Source organism: Streptomyces sp. WELS2 (assembly GCF_013870595.1).
In the GTDB taxonomy this organism is placed as follows: domain Bacteria; phylum Actinomycetota; class Actinomycetes; order Streptomycetales; family Streptomycetaceae; genus Streptomyces.
This window is the reverse complement of record NZ_JACBWZ010000706.1, coordinates 1-3,278: the sequence shown is the minus strand read 5'-3', so window position 1 is coordinate 3,278 and position 3,278 is coordinate 1. Positions and strand designations below refer to the sequence as shown.

The window sequence follows — 3,278 nt, the reverse complement described above, 5'->3', positions numbered from 1 at the left end:
AGGACGCCATCAAGACGATGGACAACGCCATGCCGGCCCCGCCGCGGCGCGTCCACCGCCGACCCCGCCGTACCGCCCGCCCCGCCGGTGCCCCCGGAGCCCGCGAGCGGCTGGCGGCCCTGGCGGTTCCGCATGTCGAACGACGTGTGGGGCACCCCGGCCGTGGCCGGCGACCTGGTCTACGTCACCTCCTTCGAGGTGCACGCCCTGGACGTGTCCACCGGCCGCCGCCGCTTCAAGACCCGCGACGTCGCCTGGTCGATGGCGGTGGCGGACGGCCGTATCCACGCCTCCGACGGCCCCACCCTCTACGCCCTGGACGCCCGCGAGGGCACCGACCTGTGGCGGCTGTCCACGGACGCCTGGGTGTACTGCCTCAAGGCCGACCGGGGCACGGTCGTCACCGGCACCCGCGGCGGCGGCGTCCAGGCGTGGGAGGCGTCCAGCGGGCGGAAGCTGTGGGAGATCACCGGCTGCCAGACCGACTTCGAGTCCCCCGAGGCGGGCCCGGTCGTGCACGACGGCACGGTCTACGTCTGGCAGGACACCCGGCTGCGCGCGCTGGAGGCCCGTACCGGCGAGGAGCGCTGGTCGTACCCCATCGGGGACGCGGCCTCCTGCGGCGGGGTCCCGGTGCGCCTGGCCCCGGCGCCCGACGGGTGCGTCTACATCTGCGCCGGCACCCGCGTCCTCGCCGTGGAGGCGGTGAGCGGACGGGTGCGCTGGCACTTCGAGGCCCCGGCGGTCTTCCTCGGCCCGCCCGCCTTCGCCCCCGGCCCGGCCGTCACCGGCGGCGGTGTCTACCTCGCCGACTACCTCGGCACCGTCTACGCGCTCGACGCCGCCGACGGCCGCGACCGCTGGCGCATCGCCACCGAGGCCCGCTCCTCCGTGGAGCCGGTGCTGGTCGCCGCCGGGCACGTGCACGTCGGCAGCGGCAAGGGCCTGTACACCCTGGACGCGGTCACCGGCACGCCCAAGTGGCGCTTCCAGGCGGGCGGTGACGTCGTGGGCGCGCCCGCCGTGGCCGAGGGCCGCATCCACTTCGGCTCCACCGACCACCTGCTGTACACCCTGAAGGCCGACGACGGCCGGCTGCGCTGGAAGCTCGCGACCGGCGGTGAGATCACCGGCTCCCCGGTGGTCAAGGACGGCGTGGTCTACGCGTGCAGCAAGGACCGGTGCGTGTACGCGCTGGACGCGGAGAAGGGCACGGGCACGGCGCGCACCACGTGACGCCCCGCCGGCCCCCGCCCGGGCGAGGACGCCGAACGGGGGCCGGACCGACGGTCCGACCCCCGTGAGCCGACATGCCGAGGGGCCGAGCCCCCCGGCCCGGCCCCTCGACCCCCCGTTCAACCTCGCCCGCGGTGACTCCCCCTCCGTGCCACCGCGACCGATCCCCCGTCGGGTTGGTGGCTTACTTGCCGTGCAGGTCCAGGGCGGGCGGCGGGGCCGGCATGGCGTTGTCCATCGTCTTGATGGCGTCCTTGAGGGGCCCCGACGGCATCGCGTTGTCGAGAGTGGTGATGGCGTCATCGGTGGCAGGCGGCGTGGGCGTGGCGTTGTCCTGCGGAGTGGCCGCCGCGTCCTTCGTCTGGTCGCTCATGATTTCTGTTCCTCCGCTGTTGTGACGAGTGACGAACGCCCGCCCAGGGGCTCCCCCGAGGGCCACCGGACGGGCGTTCGGAGCCGCACTCTATTGGGTCGGGCTCCTGTCAGACCGCCTGCCCCCCGACGCGACGGTCCGGCACGTAAGAGAGTGCCTGCTGCTGATAAACGAATGCTGAACGTGGGCGTGGTCGCGCGTCTCAGTGGGCGGAGGTCGGCATGACGAGTGTGCGCACGCTGTCGGCCTCCGGCGCGCCCGTTTGCTCGTACAGGTTGAGCGCCTCACGCCAGCACGCCCTGGCGCGGTCTATTTGGCCGAGCTTGGTCAGTGCCCGCCCCAGCAGCATCAGTACGTTGCCGCGCATGCGGTCGCCGCCGATGCAGCCCAGTGCCAGGGCCTGCTCCGCGTACTGGGCCGCCTGTGCCGGGCGAAGGGCGGCCAAGTGCACCTCCGCGATACGGAAGTTGGTCGTTCCCTCCCAGAGACGCTGCCGGTGGTCGCCGAAGATCCGCAAGGCGTCGGAGAACTGGTTGAGGGCTTCGCTGTGGCGGCCGGCCTGAATCATGGCGACCCCCAGCGCGTAGTGGCTGTTGGCCAGGCGCACGGTCCGGCCGATCTCCCTGTGCGCGGCGACTCCGCGCTGAGCGATCTCCACCGCTCGGGTGATGTCGCCCATCCCCAGGTAGGCCCGTGACAGGTTCCCGAGGCTGGTTGCTTCGAATGGCCGGTTGCCCGCTGCCCGAAGCCCTTCTATGGCCCTCTCGAAGAAGGCTTTGCCCTCCACGTGCCTCCCCTCGTGAAGGCACAGGAGCCCCCGGTTGTTCGCGACCCAGCTCTCAGCGGTCGAGTCGCCCACCCGCTCCGCCAGTTCGAGCGCGATGCGGGCTTCTTCCTCCGCCTGCCGAATGCGTCCGGAAACGAGCAGGACATCGGTCAGCACGGTGCGTGCCCTGCCCTCCGCCCGGGCGTCCCGTGCCGTCTGAGTCGCCTCGCACATCGCCCGAGCCGTCATCTCGTACTGGTGGGAGTTGGCTCCGGACTCGGTCAGGTCCTTGGCCGCCCACAGCAGGTCGACTCCGCGCCGCAGCCGGTCGGTCCCGGCGGTTTGCCTGACGCAAGCCAGGAGGGGTGCGGCCTCGGTGTACAGCCAGTCGAGCGCCGCCGTCGCCTCGGTGAACCGCAGCCCGGCGTACTCCGTCGGCTCCAGGTCGTCCACCAGCCGATCCCCCGGCCGCTCCACCGCGTACACCCCCGCCGTCGTCGCCAGATAGAAGTCCAGCAACCGCGACATCGCCGCCTCCCGCTCGCTCGGCCGGTCCTCGTCGCGTTCGGCGCAGGCGCGGGCGTAGAGGCGGACCAGGTCGTGGAAGCGGTAGCGGTTGGGGGCCGCGGATTCCAGGAGGGACGTGTCGACCAGGGATTCGAGGAGTTCCTCGGTGTCCTCCGGGGGGAGGTCCAGGACCGCCGCCGCGGCGGCCAGGGAGATGTCGGGGCCGTCGGCCAGGCCGAGGAGGCGGAAGGCGCGGGCCTGGGCCGGCTCCAGCTGGCCGTAGCCGAGTTCGAAGGTGGCCTTGACCGCGAGGTCGCCGGCCTGGAGCTCGTCCAGCCGGCGCCGTTCGTCCGCCAGTTTCGCCGCCAGCACCGAGACCGTCCAGGTGCGGCGGGC

At 72.8% G+C, this 3,278-nt stretch carries 3 protein-coding genes; 1 reads left to right on the top strand and 2 read right to left on the bottom strand.

Translation table 11 applies throughout. The annotated features are described in order from the left end of the window. A partial coding sequence (locus H5J33_RS28475) for a PQQ-binding-like beta-propeller repeat protein (protein ID WP_181797701.1) occupies nucleotides 1-1,236 on the top strand: 1,236 nt, incomplete at its 5' end. 184 nt (nucleotides 1,237-1,420) lie between these two features. Here the strand turns inward: H5J33_RS28475 and H5J33_RS28470 are convergent. Beyond that, on the bottom strand, nucleotides 1,421-1,609 hold the full coding sequence (locus tag H5J33_RS28470; protein ID WP_181797700.1) for a hypothetical protein: 189 nt from the start codon (nucleotides 1,607-1,609) through the stop codon (nucleotides 1,421-1,423). Between the two features lie 202 nt (nucleotides 1,610-1,811). Further along, the coding region (locus H5J33_RS28465) for a tetratricopeptide repeat protein (RefSeq protein WP_181797699.1) at nucleotides 1,812-3,278 on the bottom strand (1,467 nt) is incomplete at its 5' end.

Coding starts and splice junctions, on each gene's coding strand:
- H5J33_RS28470 (WP_181797700.1), bottom strand. CDS start 1,609: ATGAGCGACCAGACGAAGGACGCGGCGGCCACTCCGCAGGACAACGCC.